Annotated in this window: 15 protein-coding genes and 1 pseudogene; 7 read left to right on the forward strand and 9 right to left on the reverse strand. The window is 71.1% G+C overall.

Annotated elements, in window-relative coordinates; all coding sequences use genetic code 11:
• Positions 1 to 9: 9 nt before the first annotated feature.
• From ACZ7DY_RS20245 to ACZ7DY_RS20255, 3 genes and pseudogenes are all read right to left on the reverse strand, one after another.
• Positions 10 to 996, reverse strand: coding sequence for a CDP-alcohol phosphatidyltransferase family protein (locus tag ACZ7DY_RS20245; RefSeq protein ID WP_471137152.1), 987 nt, complete (start codon positions 994 to 996; stop codon positions 10 to 12).
• 192 nt (positions 997 to 1188) lie between these two features.
• Positions 1189 to 2515: pseudogene (gene mgt / locus ACZ7DY_RS20250) on the reverse strand (macrolide-inactivating glycosyltransferase).
• Positions 2505 to 2957, reverse strand: a complete 453-nt coding sequence (locus ACZ7DY_RS20255; RefSeq protein ID WP_471137712.1) for a MarR family winged helix-turn-helix transcriptional regulator — start codon at positions 2955 to 2957, stop codon at positions 2505 to 2507. Before ACZ7DY_RS20255 ends, mgt begins: the two are co-directional and overlap by 11 nt.
• Before the next feature lie 143 nt (positions 2958 to 3100).
• Between ACZ7DY_RS20255 and ACZ7DY_RS20260 the strand changes: the two genes are divergently transcribed.
• From ACZ7DY_RS20260 to ACZ7DY_RS20270, 3 genes are all read left to right on the forward strand, one after another.
• A complete protein-coding gene (locus ACZ7DY_RS20260) occupies positions 3101 to 4174 on the forward strand; it encodes a hypothetical protein (protein WP_471137154.1) in 1074 nt (357 codons plus the stop codon).
• A gap of 108 nt (positions 4175 to 4282) precedes the next feature.
• The gene (locus ACZ7DY_RS20265; protein ID WP_471137156.1) at positions 4283 to 4867 is read left to right on the forward strand and encodes a DUF2975 domain-containing protein; all 585 of its coding nucleotides are present in this window, start codon (positions 4283 to 4285) and stop codon (positions 4865 to 4867) included.
• Complete coding sequence (locus ACZ7DY_RS20270; protein ID WP_471137158.1) at positions 4867 to 5100, forward strand: helix-turn-helix domain-containing protein; 234 nt, start codon at positions 4867 to 4869, stop codon at positions 5098 to 5100. The genes ACZ7DY_RS20265 and ACZ7DY_RS20270 overlap by 1 nt, the downstream gene beginning before the upstream one ends.
• Positions 5101 to 5175: 75 nt before the next feature.
• Here the strand turns inward: ACZ7DY_RS20270 and ACZ7DY_RS20275 are convergent, their stop codons facing one another.
• Positions 5176 to 7404 (reverse strand): MMPL family transporter, encoded by a 2229-nt coding sequence (locus ACZ7DY_RS20275; RefSeq protein WP_471137160.1) that lies wholly within the window; start codon positions 7402 to 7404, stop codon positions 5176 to 5178.
• Between the two features lie 277 nt (positions 7405 to 7681).
• On the opposite strand from ACZ7DY_RS20275, the gene ACZ7DY_RS20280 reads away from it, so the two are divergent.
• Together ACZ7DY_RS20280 and ACZ7DY_RS20285 are read left to right on the forward strand one after the other, a co-directional pair.
• Complete coding sequence (locus tag ACZ7DY_RS20280) at positions 7682 to 8887, forward strand: sensor histidine kinase (RefSeq protein WP_471137162.1); 1206 nt, start codon at positions 7682 to 7684, stop codon at positions 8885 to 8887.
• Positions 8884 to 9600, forward strand: coding sequence for a response regulator (locus ACZ7DY_RS20285; RefSeq protein WP_471137164.1), 717 nt, complete (start codon positions 8884 to 8886; stop codon positions 9598 to 9600). The genes ACZ7DY_RS20280 and ACZ7DY_RS20285 overlap by 4 nt, the downstream gene beginning before the upstream one ends.
• A gap of 26 nt (positions 9601 to 9626) precedes the next feature.
• Here the strand turns inward: ACZ7DY_RS20285 and ACZ7DY_RS20290 are convergent, their stop codons facing one another.
• From ACZ7DY_RS20290 to ACZ7DY_RS20300, 3 genes are read right to left on the reverse strand one after another with little or no spacing between them, the layout of a single operon-like run.
• The gene (locus tag ACZ7DY_RS20290) at positions 9627 to 10922 is read right to left on the reverse strand and encodes an ABC transporter substrate-binding protein (protein ID WP_471137166.1); all 1296 of its coding nucleotides are present in this window, start codon (positions 10920 to 10922) and stop codon (positions 9627 to 9629) included.
• Positions 10922 to 11758: a carbohydrate ABC transporter permease gene (locus tag ACZ7DY_RS20295; RefSeq protein WP_471137168.1), complete on the reverse strand. Its 837-nt coding sequence runs from the start codon at positions 11756 to 11758 to the stop codon at positions 10922 to 10924. Before ACZ7DY_RS20295 ends, ACZ7DY_RS20290 begins: the two co-directional genes overlap by 1 nt.
• On the reverse strand, positions 11755 to 12678 hold the full coding sequence (locus ACZ7DY_RS20300) for a carbohydrate ABC transporter permease (RefSeq protein WP_471137170.1): 924 nt from the start codon (positions 12676 to 12678) through the stop codon (positions 11755 to 11757). Before ACZ7DY_RS20300 ends, ACZ7DY_RS20295 begins: the two co-directional genes overlap by 4 nt.
• 238 nt (positions 12679 to 12916) lie before the next feature.
• Between ACZ7DY_RS20300 and ACZ7DY_RS20305 the strand changes: the two genes are divergently transcribed.
• Positions 12917 to 13780 (forward strand): phosphotransferase enzyme family protein, encoded by an 864-nt coding sequence (locus ACZ7DY_RS20305; RefSeq protein ID WP_471137172.1) that lies wholly within the window; start codon positions 12917 to 12919, stop codon positions 13778 to 13780.
• A gap of 205 nt (positions 13781 to 13985) precedes the next feature.
• Positions 13986 to 15029: a hypothetical protein gene (locus tag ACZ7DY_RS20310; protein WP_471137174.1), complete on the forward strand. Its 1044-nt coding sequence runs from the start codon at positions 13986 to 13988 to the stop codon at positions 15027 to 15029.
• Positions 15030 to 15048: 19 nt separating this feature from the next.
• On the opposite strand, the gene ACZ7DY_RS20315 is transcribed toward ACZ7DY_RS20310, so the two are convergent.
• Both ACZ7DY_RS20315 and ACZ7DY_RS20320 read right to left on the reverse strand, forming a co-directional pair.
• A complete protein-coding gene (locus ACZ7DY_RS20315) occupies positions 15049 to 15753 on the reverse strand; it encodes an exonuclease domain-containing protein (RefSeq protein ID WP_471137176.1) in 705 nt (234 codons plus the stop codon).
• 139 nt (positions 15754 to 15892) lie between these two features.
• Positions 15893 to 17134: an SAV2148 family HEPN domain-containing protein gene (locus tag ACZ7DY_RS20320; RefSeq protein WP_471137178.1), complete on the reverse strand. Its 1242-nt coding sequence runs from the start codon at positions 17132 to 17134 to the stop codon at positions 15893 to 15895.
• Positions 17135 to 17170: the final 36 nt, after the last annotated feature.

Raw genomic sequence — 17170 nt, forward strand, 5'->3', positions numbered from 1 at the left:
AACCGCGGATCACGCCGCGGTGACGACCTTCTCCGCCTCGAAGGAGTCGATGGTCCGGGTGAAGTCCCGGGTCGAGAGCAACAGCTTGTAGATGATGGCGAGTTCGAAGATCAGCAGGAGCGCGCCCGAGATGATCGTCGCGGGCATCACCGCGTCGAGGAGCGGGCCGATCATGAAGACGCCCATCTGGAATTCGATGCCGCTCACCAGGTGCGCGCGGATGCGGTGGCGCAGCAGGAAGGAACGGGCCCGCAGGTACGCGGGGAACTTGCGCCGGAATTCCTGGTGCAGGTCGATCACTTGCGGCTTGGGGGCCGGTGCCGTCTCCCCCTCGGCACCGTCCTCCACGGCCGGCTGCGCGTAGGGGGCCTCGCCCGCGGCGCGCTGCAGGTCCTGCTCGATGTCCGCGGACGGGTTGTCGCGGAGCAGGTCCTCCATGAAGGCGAGCTCCGCCTCGTTCTGCGCCCGGCGTGCGGCCCGCATGCGCGACTTGATCTGCTTGCGCATGGTGTGGCGGATCTTGAAGATCTCGAGCGAGTTGATGTAGCGCAGGGTGTCGAGCGCGACGACGGCGAGCGCGAGCCAGATGTAGAGGGTGTCGCCGGTGCGGTCGTACTGTCCCCACATCAGCGCGACGCCGCACACCATGACGCGGATCCGGTCGAAGACGAAGTCCAGCCAGGCGCCGAAGACGGAGCCCTGCCCGGTGAGCCGGGCGAGCTTGCCGTCCATGCAGTCGAAGATGAAGCTGAAGTGGTAGATGACCGCGCCGAGCGCCAACCACTTCCAGTCACCGAAGGCGAAACACGCCGCCGAGCCGAGGCCGAGGATGAACGCTCCCCAGGTGATCTGGTTGGGCGTGACTCTCGTCCGCATCGCGGTGAACCGCACCAACGGCGTGGCGACCGGATCGACAAGCAACACGGTCCACCACGCGTCGCGCTTCTTCTGGGTGATGCGGCGCACCTCGGCGAGGGGCGGTATGTCTCGACGCATGGGGGTCAACTTCCTGGCGTTCGGCGAAAGTTCACCCCACGCTAGAAAGACATTCGTCCAAGGAACAAGATCTGGCGCATACAACCTTTGGCCGGGGGTATGGGTCACCTTTTCAGGACGAGTCGATGGCCCTTCCAGGACGGTGCCGCGTTACCTGAGCGTTACCGAATGACCGGGACGTTACCAAAAACGTCACGGAGTGTTATCAAGGGCCCGAACGGGCAGCGCCTTCGCGAGCTCCTCCTCGATGAGATCGGCCGCCCTCGCCGTACCGCCCTCCCGCACCATCCCGTCCCGTATCTCCGCCAGCCTGCGGGCCGCCTCGGGGTCGTCGACCAAGGCGAGCACGGCCTCGCGCAGCCTTTCAGCGGTCGCCTGGGCCATCGGCAGGTGCCGGGCGACGCCGAGCCCCTGGAGCATATCGGCGTTGCCGAACTGGTCCACGGCCTGCGGCACGGCCACCATGGGCGTCGCGGTGGCGAGCCCGTCCTGACTGCCGCCCGCGCCCGCATGCGTGATGAAGGCGTCGGCCTTCTCCAGGACGGCGACCTGGGGCACCCAGGGGTGGATCTCCACGTTGTGGGGTATGTCACCCAGTTCGTCCGCGGTGACGTGTGCGCCGACCTGGAGCACCACATGCCAGCCGGGCAGGTCGCCGAAGGCCTTGAGGCACTCGCGGTAGAAGGCGGGCTGCTTGGTGAAGGCCGAGCCGAGCGAGACGAGCAGCACCTTCTCGGCCCCGGCGGGCCGCTCCCACTGACCTTGCGCCACATCGTCGCCCCGGCAGGCGCCGACGAATGTGTGCACGCTCTCGTCGACCCGGTCCGCGTGGGGCTGGAGCGCCTTGGGGATCAGCACGAGCGAGCGCGGTGGCCTGCCGACGAAGGGGTCCGGGTGCTGGGTGACACCGTTCTCGGTGAGCCAGCGGGTGAAGCGGTCGTAGTACGCGCGCCCGCGCTCGGACGCCTTCAGCTCCGCGAACATCGGCTCGGCGACCTCTTCCTCGTAACCGTCCCACGCGACGAGGTTCGGCGAGAGCGAGATCTCGGGGACGCCCCAGCGCCGGGCGAGGACGCGGGCCGGATAGGAGGTGATGTCGTACAGGACGAGGTCGGGCTCGTCGCCCTCGTAGGCGCGGGCGAGCTCGTCGAGGACCTCGATCGCGTCGGTGAGGAACGGTTCGAGGTTGTCGATCAGTTCGGTCCCCCACGCCTCCGGGTCGTCGTCGGCGGAGGGCAGGGTCGTGGTGTAGGGGCGCGGTTCGGCGCCGGTCGCGGCGACCTTCTCCACGAAGGCGTGCGGGATGGCGTACGTGACCCGGTGGCCCCGGGCGACGAGCTCGCGGATGACATCCAGGCTCGGGTTGACGTGGCCGTGGGCGGCGATGGAGAACATGGCGATATGGGCGGGCCGAGGCGTGATCATGCCTCACACAGTAAACGAGACGAGACGTCTCGTGCAAGGCTTCCTTGCCCTCGCCTCCACCGTCGGCGGCTGCCCGCTCCCCCTTACGCGACACCCTCCCCGTCCGCCGCGACCTCGTTGTAGCGCAGCAGATACTCCGCGAACCGCGTCAGATCCTCCTCGCTCCACCCCGCGAGCCGCTCCCGGAACGCGACCCGCCGCGCGGCGCCGACCTGTACGAGGACCTCGTTGCCCCGGTCCGTGAGGTGTAGGACGTGCACCCGGTGATCGGTCGGGTCCAGCCGCCGCTCGACGAGGCCGGCCTTCTCCAGCGCCCCCACCTGCCTGCTGATCGTCGACTTGTCGAGGGTGTAGTGCGCGGCGAGGTCGGTGGCCCGGCAGCCGCCCTGGTACTCCAGATGGCTGAGCAGCGTGAAGGAGACGAGCGAGAGCTCGGGGTGCATCCGCGCGGCGGTGGCCCTGGCCCGGCGGGCGAAGGCGGTCATCTCCCGCTGGATGACCTCGATGGACCCGTCGCGCCCCGCGGGCCCCGGCATGGGCCGCACACCGTCTCGATCAGTCACGATTTCTCCCTCTCCGCGAATGGTTGTAGAGTACAACATCGAAAAGAGTTGTATATACCAACTACCTGTACCGACCACCTCCGCCAGCCCCCTGGCCGAACCCCCGGAGTGACCCCATGTCCGCCACCGCGGAACCCGCGCCCCGACTGCGCGACGTGCTGCGCCATGTCCTCCTGCACCTGGTCACGCCCCTGCTGATGTGTCTCGGCATGGGCCTCGCCTACATGGGCGCGTTCGTCACGCCCGAGCCGAACGACATGCCGGTCGCCGTCGTCGGCTCGGGACCAGAGGCCCAGGTACTCGCCCAGACCATCAAGGACAAGGCGGGCGACGCCCTGGATGTGCGCACCCTCACCTCCCGCGCGCAGGCGGTCGACGCGCTCGAGTCCCAGGACATAGCGGGGGCCTACGTACCGGACGCGAAGTCGCCCGAACTGATCGTGGCCACCGCCGGATCCGACATGAGCGCGACGGCGGCGCAGAAGATCTTCACGCCGGTCGCGGCCGGCAAGGGCCTGCCCCTGAAGGTCACCGACGTGGCGCCCCCGGTCGACGACGACCCCACGGGCCAGGGCCTGTTCTTCCTGCTCGTCGCCGTGAGCATCGGCTCGTACGCGTCGGTGGCGGTGCTCGGCGCGGCGGGCGCGGGGCTGCGGATGCGGGCCCGCGCCGGGCTCGTCGTGGGCGTCTCCTTCGCCGTCAGCCTGATCGGCGCGGCGCTCGCGGGGCCGATCTTCCACCTGGTGCACCACGGGCTGTGGGGCGTGTGGGCGATGGCCTGGCTGTACGCGGCCGGAATCCTGTTCATCGGCGTCGGGCTGCACACGTTCCTCAAGCGCTGGACGACGCTGGCCATGATGGTGCTCTTCGTGATGCTCAACTTCACGACGTCCGGCGGTCTCTTCCGTCCCGAGCTGCAGAACGGCTTCTTCGGCTCCCTGCACGCGTTCTGGAACGGCGCCGGCTTCGTCGAGGGCATCCGCAGCCACCTCTACTTCGGCGGCCACGACCTGGCGTCGCACGTCTGGACCCTGGCCGGCTGGCTGGCGCTCGGCCTGCTGACCGTCGCCGTGGCGGCGCTCTGGGAGCGGGGCCGGCGCGGCACACCGGCACCTGCCGCCGCCCCGCACACGGCCCTCGCCGAACAGGACGAGCGCGAGGAGGAGATGGAGGAGTCCGTCGCGGTGTGACACCGCGCCCCGGCCCGTCGGCGCCCACGCCGCCGACAGCCCCGACTTGTCGAATATCGATATGCTCCTCTAGGTTGGGCATATCGAAATTCGATAGGGAGGGACGTTATGAACACGCGGCTCACGAGGGCCCTGGCCTCGATCACCTTCTTCCTGGCGGTGCTCAGCGGGCTCGCCTTCCTCGGCACGGCGGTCACGCACATGCTCGACGACGGCGCGGTCTGCGTGGAGACCCAGTTCTGGCGCAACGCGTCGCTCGCCGACGAGTTGCCCCTGGCCAAGGGCGTGACGGCGTCCAGCAGCGCCGAGCGCCTCTGCCGGGACAGCCCCTCCGTGGGACAGCGCGCCGCCGACCTCGGCGGTCGGCTGCCCTGGCTGCTGTTCGGCACCCTCGCGCTGCTGCTCTTCTCCCGGCTCCTGAAGGCGGTCCTGGACCAGGGGCCGTTCACGGAGGAGGTGGCCCAACGGCTCTCCCGGCTCGGCTGGTTCGTCGCCCTCGGCACACCACTGGCCGGATTCATCGCCGGCTGGTCCCACTCCTGGCTCGTCGGGAGCATGGCGCCGATGGTGGGTTCGGGGCCCACGGTCTCCGGGTCGATGGAACTCGTCCTGGCCGGACTCGCCGCGGTGATCATGGGTAAGGTCATGCGCGAAGGCGTCCGGATGCGAGAGGACCTCGAAGGGACCATCTGATGGCCGAAGAGGAGCTCCACTCGATCCGGATCCACCTCGACCGGATGCTCGCCGAGCGCGGCATGACCCTGACCGAACTCTCCGCGCAGGTCGGCATCACCGTCGTCAACCTCTCCGTGCTGAAGAACGGGCGGGCCAAGGCCATCCGCTTCTCGACCCTGTCGAGGATCTGCGACGTCCTGCGGTGCCAGCCGGGGGACCTGATCACCCATGACCCCACCGGTCCTGCCTGAGCGGGACGGCGGCGAACACCCGTACCCGCAAGACCGGTTCGGTTCCCGGGCGCCGGCCCGGTGGGGGCGAAGGGTCTACCAGGACGACGACCGGTGGACGGGTTCGGCCGGAGCGGCGGTGTACGGCTGGTGGTGCTCTGCGGCGTACGGCTCCCGCGGCGACCCGCCGTACTCCGGCGTCCGGTGCTGCCTGCGCGGCCACCACAGCCCGCGGCCGAGGATCGCGGCCAGCGCGGGCACCAGGACCAGGGAAAGCACCAGCGAGGACAGGATGATCCCGAGGCCGGTGGCGAAGCCGATCTCCTGGGTGGCGGGGCTCGCGGCCAGGCTGGCGAAGGAGCCGGCGAGCACGATGCCGGCCGTCGCGATGGCCGGTGCCGTGTGCCGCACCGCCTCGGCCACCGCCTGCCTGGCCGTCACCGGCTTCGCCATCTCCTCCCTGATCCGGTCGGTGATCAGGATGTTGTAGTCGGTGCCGAGGGCGACGACGAAGAGGAAGAGCACCAGGGGCAGGGTGAACGAGACGCCGGGGCGGTCCAGCGCGTGCTGGAAGACCAGGGTGCTCGCGCCGAGGGTGGCGAGGAAGCCGAGCCCCACGGCGATCATCAGCACGACCGGTGCGAGCAGGGAGCGCAGCAGCAGGAAGAGGATCACCGCGATCAGCAGCGCGGCCACCGGGAAGACCAGACGCAGATCCTTCTCCACGGCCGTCGCGATGTCGGCGAAGACCGCCGCCGTGCCGGTGACATGGGCCTCGGTGCCCTGCGGCGCGGTCCGGGCGACGGTGTCCCTGACGGGCCCCGAGACCAGGTCGCGCGCCTTCTGCGTGGCGGACTCCACGCTCAGATAGAGGTCGACCCGGGCGGCGGTGCGGTCCTTGTTGAAGACCGGCTCGCCGACCTGTCCGACCCCTTCCGCCTTGCCGAGGGACCGGGTCATCCCGGTGAGGGAACCGGCCTCGATCTGCCCGCCGTCGGTGCTGCGCACGTAGACGCTATGCGGGTCGGAGACACCCGCGGGGAGGCTGCGGGATATCTGTTCGGCGGTCCTGACGGCCGCGGTCTCGTGCAGTCCCTGCTGGTCGTAGCTCATCTTCAGGCCGACCGCGCCCGCGCCCAGCGCGCCGAGCAGCACCAGTCCGGCCAGGACGCACCGCAGCGGACGCTCGCTCACCGCGTGGCCGAGCCGTGCGGCGACCCCGCCCGTGCGCTCCTTCTTCCAGGCGCGGGCGGGCCAGAACATGCCGCGGCCGAACACGGCGAGGAGCGCGGGCATCAGCGTGAGGGCGGCGAGGAGCATCACGAGCACCGCGATCGCGATGGCGGGGCCGAGCACCCGGAACTGCCCGAAGCTCGCGAGGCCCAGGGTCGCGAACGCCGCCACGATCGTCAGCGCGGCGGACGTGATCGCCCCGCCCACCCGCCCGGTCGTCTCGGCCGCCGCCGTGCGGGCGTCCTGTCCCGGGTGGTTGCGCAACTGCTCACGGAAGCGGAACAGCAGGAAGAGGAAGTAGTCGATGCCGATGCCCAGGAGTACGACACCGATCAGGGAGGGGGTGGAAGGGTCGAGGCCGATGTCGAAGAGCTTCGCCGCGCCGACCACCGCCCCCGAGGCGACACCGCCGATCAGCGCCACCGCGACCAGCGGCACGAAGGCGGCGGCCGGGCTGCGGAACACCAGCACGTTCAGCAGGACGATGAGGCCCATGGTGAGGGCGCCGACGACCTTCCCCGTGGACTCCTCGGCGTCCGTGTCGTCGACCGTGGAGGCGATGCCGCCGGTGAACCCGACGCGCAGACCGTCGTCCGCGAACTCCTCCTGCGCCGAGTGCCGGAACTTCTTGTACACGTCCTGCAGACCGGGGTCGGCGGGGTTGCCGTCGAGCGACACGGTGAGCAGCCGGAACGTCCTGTCCGGGGCGACGGCGCCCGGTGAGACCCGCGGGGTCTGGGAGTGGTCCTTCATCAGCGGTTCGGGTTTCGCCGCGACGACGCGCCGGTGTCCCAGGTCGTTCGCGGTGCCGGCGATCCGCCGCTGGTCGGCCGCGGTGAGCCGGCCGCCGTCGTCCCTGGCGACCAGCACGGTCAGGGCGTTGGGGTCCGGCTCGGTGCCGAACTCCTCCTCGGCTATGCGCAGCGCCACGGCCGAGTCGTACTTCTCGGGCAGGAAGTCACCGGCCCGGGAGCCGGTGACGTCGTACATCATCGACTGCCCCACGAAGGACAGCGCCGCCCCGAGGACGGTCCAGACGACGACCGTCATCCATCGATGTCGGGTGGAGAACGAGGTCAGCTTGCGGATCATGAGGTCTTTTCCCTGCTTTTCCCGGGCGACGGAACGGCCCACGAGATTCCCCCCGGGGCCTCTCACAGGCCATCACGCCGGGCCCCCCGCGGACGTCGGCCGCCGGAAGGGCACGCGCCCGGGACCCGGGTCCGGTACGGCACCGCGAGCAGTACTCGGGTACTGGGCGGGAGAACCGCCCCCGCGCCGATCCGGGGGCGCGAGGACCGGGATGTAATGGTGCACGGAGATCGGGACGCCAGGGCCCGACAGAACGGCTCGACTTGGAGGCGCCCCGATGGGCCGCGACTTCTTCCCGCCCGTACCGCCCACGGGCGGGCCGCGGCCAACGTGGGGCGACGCGCTGCTCGCCGTCGTCGTCACGGGGCTCGACATCCTCGCCTACCTCGCCCCCGGCGAGGAGGGAGCGCCGGGCTCGCGCTTCACCGTGCTCGGCGTCCTGCTGGTCGTCGCCGCCGCGCCACCGCTGCTCCATCGGCGCCACCATCCGCTGCCGGTGCTCGGCGCGGTCCTCGTCGTGCAGTCGGCCGTCAATCTCGGGCTCGCCGTCGACCCGGGCACCCCGATGGCGGACAGCTACGGCGGCGCCGTCACCGTGGCCCTCTACACCGTGGCCAGGTACAGCGGGCCACGCGCCGTGGCCCTCGCCGTCCTGGCCACGCTCCCCGTCCAGTTGGTGCGGGACCTTCTCGGCCACCTGCCCGCCGCGAACATCGCCGCCGACGTCCTGGTCACCCCCGCCCTCGTCGTCGGCGCGGGACTCGGAGTACGCCAGTGGAAGCGGCAGCTCGACATCAACCGCAGGCTCCTCGCCGAGCACGCGGTGGGCGAGGAGCGGCGCCGCATCGCGCGTGAGCTCCACGACATCGTCGCCCACCACATCACCACCATGTACCTGATGTCCGGCGGGGCCAGGTCGACGCTGGACCGCGACCCGGAGACCGCCCGCGAGGCCCTGGTGACCCTGGAGGAGTCCGGCCGCACGGCGCTGCGCGAGATGCGGCAGCTCCTCGGGGTGCTGCGCAGCACCGACTCCCCCGACGAGACCCCCTCACAGCCGCAGCCCGGAGTCGACGGCATCGAACGGCTCGTCGCCGACACGACCGCCGCGGGCCTGCCCGCCGAACTCCACGTCACCGGCCGGCCGCGGCCGCTGCCGATGACGGTCGGCCTCACCCTCTACCGCATCGTCCAGGAGGCGTTGACCAACGCCCGCAAGCACGCCGGTCCGGCCCGCGCCACGGTGCGGCTCGCCTATCTCCCCGACCGCGTCACCGTGGAGGTGGCCGACGACGGCGCAGGCGATGGCAGGGGGTCTGGCGGGTCCGCCCGGGGCGGCGGATACGGTCTGCTGGGGATGCGGGAACGAATCGCCCTGCACGACGGCTCGCTGCGCGCCGGAAGCCGCGCGGAGGGCGGGTTCGAGGTGGCCGCGAGCGTGCCGCTGCCCGCCGACGCGTACGACAAGGAAGGGACCCGATGACCACTCCCACCGAGCCAGGGGCCGGCGGCGGGTCCGACCGGATCACCGTGCTCATCGCCGACGACCAGCCGCTGGTGCGCCGGGGCCTGTCCCTGATCCTGCTCTCCGACCCCGCCATCGAGGTCGTCGGCGAGGTGGGCGACGGCGAGCAGGCCGTGGCGGCCGCCCGCGAACTCCGCCCCGACGTGGTCCTGATGGACATCCGCATGCCGGTCCTCGACGGCGTCGGGGCCACCGGGCGGCTCGCCGCCGAACTGCCCGGCTGCCGGGTGCTCGCGCTCAGCACCTTCGACATGGACGAGCACGTGGTCGGCGCGCTGCGGGCGGGCGCGGCCGGTTTCCTGCCCAAGGACGTCTCCCCCGAGGAGCTGGTGGCCGCGCTGCGCACCGTGCACCGGGGCGAGGCCGTGGTCGCACCGCGCCTCCTCACCCGGCTCCTCGCCACGTTCGTGACGCCGGCCCCCGCCGCGCACCCGCCGGGCGAGGACCTCTCCGGCCTCACCCCGCGCGAGGTCGAGGTGCTGCGTCTGATCGCCGCGGGGCTCGACAACACCGAGATCGCGCAGCGGATGCGGATCGGCGTCCAGACCGTGAAGAACCACGCCACCGGCATCTTCGGCAAGCTCGGTGTGCGCGACCGCGCGCAGGCGGTGATCGTGGCGTACGAGTCGGGGCTCGTACGGGCGGGGCAGGGCAACGGCACCCGGGGCTGAGGCGTGCGTACGGCTGCCGGGAGCGGCTAGCGCTGGTACCTGGCGAGGACCAGGTTGCCGTCCTTCACCAGCCGTTTCCGCAGCTCGTCCAGGCCGATCGCGCCGCTGTAGTACTCCTGGAGCGCGGGGGTTGCGACCTTGTCCTTCCACTCGGGGTAGCCCCGCACGGTCTGGGCGGGCGCCGGGCGCAGGTGCGCGGCGAGGGCGGTGCCCACGGCCCAGTCGTTCTTCTCCGTGCGCAGGGCCGGGTCCTCCAGCGCCGTCTCGCCGGTCGGCAGCATCCAGTCGCCGCGCGCCAGCTTCACCATGTTCCGCGGCCGCAGGAAGAAGTCGATGAACTCGACCGCCTCCTTCTTGTGCGGGCTGTCCTCGGCGACCGACAGGGTCTGCGGGCTGACGCCCTGCGCGGGCCCCTCCTTCCCGGCCGGCGCGGGCAGCACCTGCCAGTCGAAGCCCTCGGGCGCCTGCTGGACGATCTGCTGGCGGTAGGAGAAGCCGAGCGGGACCATCGCGTACTTGCCGCCGAAGAAGCCGGGCAGGGTGTCGGAGCCACCCATGCCCAGGGTGCTGCCCGAGGCGCTCCTGTCGGTGTTGACCTGGTCGTGGACCGTGCGCGGCACGACCTCGTCCCCCGCGTCGAAGCGGACGTCGACCTTGCCGTCCGCGCCGCGGTGGAACATCCGGCCGCCGGTGGACATCGACAGGTTGAGCGTCGCGGAGACCGGCTCCTTGAGCGGCCAGGCCACGCCGTACTTTCCGTCCGTGCCGTCGCCCAGCTTCTTGGTGATGGTCCGGAACTCCTGCCAGCTCCACGGCTTAGCGGGTGTCGGGACGCGCACGCCGGACTTCTTCAGCCACTTGGAGTTGGCGATCAGGACGCGCGGTTCCTGGAGGAACGGCACGCCGTAGATCCCGTCGTCGAAGGTGGCGGTCTGCCAGCTCCGCCGCGGGATGTCGGACTTCAGCCGCTCGGGCAGCAGTTCGCCGATGTCCGCGAGGTACCCGCCGTACGCGAAGTCGGCGAGGTCGTCCGTCGCGTCGTGGATGATGTCCGGCGCCTCGCCGCCCTCGAAGGAGGTCAGCAGCTGGTCGTGGACGCTGTCCCAACTCCCCTGGATCAGCTCGACCTTGACGTCGGGGTGGGTGGCGTTCCACTCGTCGACGAGCGCCTTGTTGGCGTCGACGGACTCCTTCTGCCAGGCCAGGGACTGGAATTGGAGCGTGATCCTGCCGTCGTCACCGCCGGAGTCGCCGCTGCAGCCGGCGAGCAGCAGGACGAGGGCCGCGGCCGCGGCGGTCACGAGGCGGGGGCGCGTACGCATCAGGCCTTCACCGCCCCGGCCAGCATGCCGCCCGTGATCCGTTTCTGGATGACGGCGAAGATGACCAGCGAGGGGATGGTGGCGAGGAACGCGGCCGCGGCGAGCGGCCCGAGGTCGGCGACGCCCTCCGTGCCGATGAAGCGGTTGAGGATGACCGGCAAGGTCTGCTTCTCCGGGGTCTTGAGCAGGACGAGCGCGAAGAAGAACTCGTTCCATGCGGTGATGAAGGCGAACATCGCCGTGGCCACGATGCCGGGCGCGAGCAGCGGGGCGACGACCGAGACGAAGGTGCGGAGTCTGCTCGCGCCGTCCACCGCCGCGGCCTCCTCCAGTTCGGCGGGGACCGCGCGCACGTACCCGACGAGCATCCACAGCGCGAACGGCAGCGACCACACCACGTACACGACGATCAGGCCGGGCAGGGAGTTGATCAGATGGAGGTTTTTCAGGATCAGGAAGAGCGGGATGATGATGAGGACGAACGGGAACGCCTGGCTGATCACCACCCAGCCCGTCGCCGCCTTCGCCAGACGGCTGCGGTGCCTGGCCATGACGTAGGCCATGGGGGTGGCGATGACGACCGCGATCAGGGCCGCGCTGAGCGCCGCGATCAGGGAGTTGCCCGCGGCCCGCAGCAGCGGCTGCTCGTCGAAGGCCTGCCGGAAGTTCTCCAGGGTCGGGTTCTCGGGGATCCAGGTGGGGTGCAGGCTGCCCAGTTCCCGGGCCGGCTTGAAGGCCGTGGAGATCAGCCAGAGGAACGGGAAGGCGAGGAAGACGAGGTAGGCGGCGAGCGCCGCGTACTGTGCGGCGCGCGTGGACTTCTTCGTACGCGTCATGCCTCGTCGCCTCCCTTCAGCCGGCCGACGAGGTAGCAGGCGAGGATCACCGAGATGACCGCGACCATGACGCAGCCCATGGCGGCGGCATAGCCGAACTGGCCGTAACGGAAGGCCTCTTCGTAGGCGAAGAGCATGGGCAGGCGGGTGCGGCCGCCGGGGCCGCCCTGGGTGAGGACGTAGACCAGGGCGAAGGAGTTGAAGTTCCAGATGAAGTTGAGCGCCGTGATGGCGAGGGCGACGGGCTTGATGGCGGGCCAGGTCACGGTGGTGAAGCGGCGCCAGGCGCCCGCGCCGTCCATCGCGGCGGCCTCGTGCAGCTCCCTGGGGGTGTTCTGCAGCCCGGCGAGGAGCGCGACGGTGGTCTGCGGCATGCCGGCCCAGACCCCGACGACGATCACGGCGAGGAGCGCGGTGCCCGTGCCGGTCAGCCAGTCCTTGCCGTCCCCGAGGCCGAGGTCGGCGAGCGTCTCGTTGAGGACGCCGGCGTCCGGGTGGTAGACGAGCCGCCACATGATGCCGACGACCACCTCGGGCATGGCCCACGGGATGATCGCCAGCGCCCGCGCCAGCCAGCGGAAGCGGAGGTCCTGGTTGAGCAGCAGCGCCAGGCCGAGGGCGAGCAGGAACTGCGGCACGGTCACGCCGAACGCCCACAGCAGGCCGATCCGGAACGACTCCCAGAAGAGCGTGTCGTGCAGCAGGTCCTGGAAGTTGAGCGCACCGATCCACTGGGTGGGCTCGGTGCGGCCCGACTGGGAGTCGGTGAAGGCCAGCGCGATGCCGTAGAGGAGCGGGCCGACACTGAGGACGAGGATCGGGATCAGCGCGGGCAGCACGAGGAACCACGCGCCGAGATCCGTGGACCCGCGCCCCTGCGCACCTCTCACTGACCGCTTCGGCGCGGTCGCCAATGTCACGGAATCGGCTCCTTCGGGCGGCTCGGCCGGGGCGCGGCCGCCCGGGCGGCCCCCGTCATCGTGCTGATGCGACCTGTATACGTCAAGCACCCGCGCACACCGCATGGCCAGCGCGAATACGGCCCCCGAGCGGCCCCGGCCACCCGCCGCGCCACCGCCCGGCACGCCCGGCACGCCCCAGGGGTCCGGGTGAATGCGAGACTGTCCGGCGAACTGGGTCCAAGGCACGGAGGCACGGATGGACGAGGCGCGGGCGCGGGACGTACTGGGGGCGGCGGAGCTGGCGGTTCCGGTGGCGGGTGCCCGGCTGCTCGCCCTCGGGGAGAACGCGGTGTTCGCCGTCGGCGAGCTGGTCGTCAAGGTCGGCCGCGCCGCCCCCGAACTCCTCGCGAGGGCGCGGCGGGAGCTGGCGGTCGCCGGGTGGCTGGAGAAGGCGGGCGTGCCGGCCGTGCGGCCCGCCGAGGCCGACGCCCGCCTGGTGGACGGGCACCCCGTGACGCTCTGGCACCGGCTCCCGGAGGCCGTGCGCCCCGCCGAGCCGCGTGACCTCGCCGCGCTGATCCGTCTGGTGCACGGGCTGGACGCCCCCTCGTTCGAGCTCCCCCGCCGCGAACTGCTCGGCGGCGTGGAGCGGTGGCTCAGGCTCGCGGGTGACGCGATCGATCCGGCCGACGCCGACTATCTGCGCGAGCGCAGGGACGGCTTCGCGGCGGCCGCGGCCGCGCTGACCCCGCACCTCGCGCCGGGACCGATCCACGGGGACGCGCTGCCCCGCAACGTCCTGGTCGGTCCGGACGGTCCGGTCCTGGTGGACCTGGAGACCTTCTCCGCCGACCTGCGGGAGCACGACCTCGTCGTCATGGCCCTCTCCCGCGACCGGTACGGGCTCGACCCGCGGGCGTACGACGGGTTCGTCTCGGTGTACGGCTGGGACGTGCGGGAGTGGGAGGGATGTCAGGTGCTGCGTGGCGCCCGGGAGACGGCCAGCTGCGCATGGGTCGCGCAGCACGCACCGGCCAACCCGAAGGCACTCGCGGAGTTCCGGAGAAGGGTGGCGTCGCTACGAGACGACGACCCGACCGTGCGCTGGTATCCCTTCTGAGGGTTGTACGCGGGGTCATACGCGGCGTCCGGTCCGCTCGGGGGAGCACCGATCGGCACGGGCGCCGATGCGTGTGCCGTCGTCTGGGGGGGGAGACGGCCTACGCACGGAACATGCGGAGCCCCTGGCGTTCCGGGCGTGAGTCCTACGGAGAAAGCCGCAACCCGGGGACGGACATGTGTGCCCGCGGAGCACCATCGTCCTCATGGGGGTCGAACGTGAGGGTGCCAAGGACTACCTCTACTACGCGGCCGACCGGATCTGGCCGGCCGATCACGCGGGCTACATCAAGTCGCTCCTGCTGTTCTTCGACGGGGTGGCGCTCTCCCTGCCGGCGGATCTCGCCGCCGAGACGCTCGACCGGAGTCCGGGGCTGGCCCAGCCGCTGCACGACAAGGGGCTGTTGGTCAACCTCGACCCCGACGCCAGTCTGAGTCCCGAGGCCTCCTCCACGCTGGCCCGCGGGCTGACCGACTGGTTGGAGAGCCGGCCCCGCCTTCCGCCCGGTCGCGTCGTCGAAGCGTCGGTCGCTTCACTGCCTTGGGCCCGCCACTGGTCGACGAACCTGGAGGCGGAGAGGTTCATGCGGGTGATGAGGCGTCGAGGTTGCACATTCCAGTCCGCCAACGGCCTGTGGCGGATCGACGAGGACGTTCGCCTCATGATTCTCATGGCGTACTGCCGGGCCCTTCATCGGGAGATGCAGGCGGCGGACATCACGCTGCAGCCCGTGATGACGGGGCTGCGCAGCTTTCCGGACTCCGTGGGGCCGGCATTTCGGGACCTCGAACGTCCCGCACGGATGACGTGGCGCCGGAATCAGGCCATGCACCGTGTGATCAAGGCCGACTGGCGTGAGGTCGGTGTCGACCTGTCGAGGGTTCCTCTCGATGAGATCCTGGACTTCCGCAGCCGCCACGGGGCGGACTACCGCGCCTACGCGGCGGGACTGCGACATCTCGTGAGGGCGTCCGAGGAGATGTCCGACGTCCAGTTCGCGGCGGCGTTGCGTGATCGCAGTGAGCAGATCGACCACACGGCAGCCGAGCTGCGGGGATCTCTCAAAAGGGCATTCGGCCACACCGGTGCGGCGCTCGTCCTCTCCCTCGCGGGAGCCACGTGGACCGCGGTGCAGGGAGACGTCGCGGCAGCGCTGTTGGCCGGCGCCAGTGCCGTCGCCGCCACCACGCGGCCTCCGCGCCCGGTGACGGCCTACTCCTACCTCTACTACATGAAGCAGAGGTACTGACCGATCCCCCGGAAGCGGCCTAGCCCCGGAGCGGCCAGGCGCCGTCCACCACCGCGTCCTCGTTCCCCTTCTTCCGCAGGAAGTTCTGGAAGTCCGCCGCCCAGGCCGCGTACCACTCGATCTGGCTGAGGTGCAGTTCCGCCGGGCCGAGGGAGGCGACCTTCGGGTGGCGGTCGGCTATCGCGCAGGCGAGGCGGGCCGCCGCCTGGGCGTCGGCCGCGGCGTCATGGGCGCTCTCCAGGAGCACGCCGTACTCCGTGCAGACCGCCTCCAGATTCCGCTTGCCCCTGCGGTAGCGGTCCACGGAGCGGTCGATCGTGTACGGGTCGATCACCGGGCCGGGGTCCATGCCGCCCAGGCGGTCGCGCAGGGACGGCAGGCCGTGCCTGCGCAGCTCCGCGGCGAGCAGGGTCAGGTCGAAGACCGCGTTGTACGCGACGACCGGGACGCCCACCTGCCAGTACGAGACGAGGACGGACGCGAGCGCCTCCGCCACCTCCGCGGCCGGCCTCCCCTCGGCCGCGACGCGCTCGTCGGTGATGCCGTGCACGGCCACCGCCTCGGCCGGGATCGGGACGCCGGGGTCCGCCAGCCAGGTGCGGTGGCCCAGCGTCTCGCCGGCCTTCACCTCTATCACCGCGCCGGTGACGATGCGTGCCTCGGTCGGGTCCGTCCCCGTGGTCTCCAGGTCGAAACCGATCAGCAGCTCCCGGTGCCAGCCCATGGCCGCCCCCTTCTTTGTGGTGCTTTCCCCCGATGACCACCACGATCGCACGCGCCACTGACAATCCACGTGGCGCGTTCCGTCTCACCCCTGCCGAAAGGTCACCGGGCCTGCTCCGGTACCGGTACCCGGCGTGCGGTCACGACACCGGTCGCGAGTCCGCCCAGGCCAGCTCGAACTCCTCGCGGTATGTCGCGAAAAGACCACCCTCGCCCGGATCGTCCGACTTCACCACGCGGCTGCCGCCACGCAGCACCAGTACCGGCGCCTCCATCCCGCGGGTCCCGCGCAGATACGACTGGACGACGGCGACGCCGTCCGCGCCGTCCCCGTCCACCAGGTACGCGGTGAAGCGCGGCGTCTCGTCGAAGACCTGGATCTCGAACGCGCCCGGGTCGCGCAGGCGGGCCCTGACCCGGCGCATGTGCAGGATGTTCATCTCGACGGAACGGCTCAACTCGCCCTTTTTGATGCCCAGTTCCCGCTCCCGGCGCTTGACCGCGCTGCTCGCCGGATTGATGAAGAGCAGGCGCACCCGGCACCCGGACTCCGCGAGCCGGAGCAGGCGGCGTCCGGAAAAGTTCTGCACGAGGAGGTTGAGGCCTATGCCGATCGCGTCGAGGCGGCGGGCGCCGCCGAAGATGTCCTCCGCGGGGAACTGCCGCAGGAGCCGCACCCGGTCCGGGTGCACCGCCACCACGTCCGCGTACCGGTCGCCGACGAGGTCCTCCACGGCGTCGACGGGCAGCCGTCGCGCGGACGGCGTGTCCGTGCCCGCGCCGAGGATGTCCAGGAGGCGGGCCGAGGCCCGTTCGGCCTGGGCGAGGACGGCCTGGGAGAGGGCGCGGTTGCGGGAGACGACGTTGCGGGTGACCTCCAGCTCGTCCAGGGCAAGCTCGACGTCGCGCCGGTCGTCCAGGTACGGCTCGAAGCACGGCCAGTGCTGCACCATCAGCTCGCGCAGCTGGGGCAGGGTCAGGAAGCTGAGGACGTTGTCGTCGGCCGGGTCGAGCAGATAGCCCTTGCGGCGGCTCACCTCGCGGACGGCCACGGCCCGCTGGACCCACTCCTGGCCGGCGGGTCCCGCGGCGGCGACCACCCAGTCGTCGGCGTGGACCGGTTCGTAGACGGGACGCAGAACAGCGGCCACGACCGCGCGCAGCCGCTGCTCCACCAGGTTCAGCCAGATGTAGGCCCGCCCGGCACGCTGTGCGCGCGTACGGACCTCGCGCCAGGCGTCGGCGTCCCAGTCCAGTTCGGGTCCGATCTGAGATCCCATCTCCATCGGCCGCGCCAGAGACACCGCTCCAGGGGTCACGTCCGCGGAGCTCCCCTCGTGACGCTCGTCACCAGGGGGCAGCTCCCGACCACCCGAGCTCACCCGCGCACCGCCTTCCGCCCCCGAACACTCCCCCGG

It is taken from the genome of Streptomyces sp. NPDC037013 (assembly GCF_055607265.1).

Excerpts from the sequence above, each read along its gene's own strand:
- ACZ7DY_RS20275 (WP_471137160.1), bottom strand. The coding sequence starts at position 7,404 with ATGATCCGCAAGCTGACCTCGTTCTCCACCCGACATCGATGGATGACG.
- ACZ7DY_RS20305 (WP_471137172.1), top strand. The coding sequence starts at position 12,917 with ATGGACGAGGCGCGGGCGCGGGACGTACTGGGGGCGGCGGAGCTGGCG.
- ACZ7DY_RS20295 (WP_471137168.1), bottom strand. The coding sequence starts at position 11,758 with ATGACGCGTACGAAGAAGTCCACGCGCGCCGCACAGTACGCGGCGCTC.
- ACZ7DY_RS20265 (WP_471137156.1), top strand. The coding sequence starts at position 4,283 with ATGAACACGCGGCTCACGAGGGCCCTGGCCTCGATCACCTTCTTCCTG.
- ACZ7DY_RS20310 (WP_471137174.1), top strand. The coding sequence starts at position 13,986 with ATGGGGGTCGAACGTGAGGGTGCCAAGGACTACCTCTACTACGCGGCC.
- ACZ7DY_RS20260 (WP_471137154.1), top strand. The coding sequence starts at position 3,101 with ATGTCCGCCACCGCGGAACCCGCGCCCCGACTGCGCGACGTGCTGCGC.
- ACZ7DY_RS20290 (WP_471137166.1), bottom strand. The coding sequence starts at position 10,922 with ATGCGTACGCGCCCCCGCCTCGTGACCGCCGCGGCCGCGGCCCTCGTC.
- ACZ7DY_RS20270 (WP_471137158.1), top strand. The coding sequence starts at position 4,867 with ATGGCCGAAGAGGAGCTCCACTCGATCCGGATCCACCTCGACCGGATG.
- ACZ7DY_RS20280 (WP_471137162.1), top strand. The coding sequence starts at position 7,682 with ATGGGCCGCGACTTCTTCCCGCCCGTACCGCCCACGGGCGGGCCGCGG.
- ACZ7DY_RS20255 (WP_471137712.1), bottom strand. The coding sequence starts at position 2,957 with ATGCCGGGGCCCGCGGGGCGCGACGGGTCCATCGAGGTCATCCAGCGG.
- ACZ7DY_RS20315 (WP_471137176.1), bottom strand. The coding sequence starts at position 15,753 with ATGGGCTGGCACCGGGAGCTGCTGATCGGTTTCGACCTGGAGACCACG.
- ACZ7DY_RS20245 (WP_471137152.1), bottom strand. The coding sequence starts at position 996 with ATGCGTCGAGACATACCGCCCCTCGCCGAGGTGCGCCGCATCACCCAG.
- ACZ7DY_RS20285 (WP_471137164.1), top strand. The coding sequence starts at position 8,884 with ATGACCACTCCCACCGAGCCAGGGGCCGGCGGCGGGTCCGACCGGATC.